Here is a 1,009-nt window from a genome sequence, read left to right as displayed (position 1 = left end):
TGATACGACTCTATAAAAGTGGACACTTATTTAAGGAATAAGTGTTATGAAAATCAAAACTAGGCGTAGTCATTCAATTGAATTTAAAACAAAAGCAGTTGAACAATCGTTAGACTCTCCAGATACTGTTAATGTAATAGCTCATCGGCTGGGCATTAACCCTGTCTTATTATCTAAATGGAGACGAAAAATGACGTCAAAAAGTACATCTAACCCAATTAAAAACCAAGGCCCTGATAAGTCATATAAAGATTTGGAGCGCCAAGTGCGTAAGCTTGAAAAGCAATTGGAAGATGCGCAGTTGGAGAACGATGTGTTAAAAAAGGCGAAGGCCTACTTGGACAGCCGAAAAGAATAAGATTTGAGTATATTCACCAAGCTGCGACAGCTAAGAAAACGATAAAAAAATTATGCACATGGTTGTCAGTATCAAAAGCTGGATATTATAAATGGCTAAAGCAATCATTAAGTCAACGTGCGTCAGAAAACGACTCATTGCTTGAGTTTTTGAAAAAAGTAAGTAGTGATGAGCACTGTATTCCGGGCTACAGAAAGTTGTGGAAAGCCGCTATAGATAATGGGTATGAGTGTAGTAAAGGCCGTGTGCAGCGATTACTGCAGAGTATGGGTTACCGCTCAGCCGCGGGTAAACGCCGATATACCGGTAGCGGAAAAAAGCAGGGGCATATCACTGCAGAAAACTTATTGGGTCGTGAGTTTAGTGTTGATGAACCCAATACGGTATGGGTGTCAGACATAACGCAAGTTCGTTGCAGAGAGGGTTGGCAGTATTTATGTGTAATTTTAGATTTATACTCACGCAAAGTCGTTGGTTGGGCAACAAGTCGAGTTAACAGCGCAGACTTGGTGATTAGAGCGTTAAAAAAAACATGGGATGCACGTAAACCTGATGGAAGTCGCTTATTATTTCACTCAGACCAAGGCAGCCAGTATCGTGCAAAAGAAACAATATCGTGGTTGAACAACCGACAGGTAACAATTAGCATGT

At 40.4% G+C, this 1,009-nt stretch carries 2 protein-coding genes; both read left to right on the top strand.

The window, feature by feature from the left end; translation table 11 throughout:
- Positions 1-46 precede the first annotated feature (46 nt).
- Entirely contained in the window at positions 47-358 is a 312-nt protein-coding gene (locus tag QL986_RS18780; RefSeq protein WP_064662400.1) for a transposase, read from the top strand.
- Positions 286-1,009, top strand: a 724-nt coding sequence (locus tag QL986_RS18775; protein ID WP_356742471.1) for an IS3 family transposase, incomplete at its 3' end; no start/stop codon positions are given. The genes QL986_RS18780 and QL986_RS18775, both read left to right, overlap by 73 nt.

The organism is Pseudoalteromonas sp. APC 3250 (assembly GCF_030407915.1).
Taxonomy (GTDB): Bacteria; Pseudomonadota; Gammaproteobacteria; order Enterobacterales; family Alteromonadaceae; genus Pseudoalteromonas; species Pseudoalteromonas tetraodonis.
This window is presented reverse-complemented; position numbering and strand designations above follow the sequence as displayed.

Bases quoted from the DNA above. Each gene is read 5' to 3' on its own strand.
- QL986_RS18780 (WP_064662400.1), top strand. From the start codon at position 47: ATGAAAATCAAAACTAGGCGTAGTCATTCAATTGAATTTAAAACAAAA.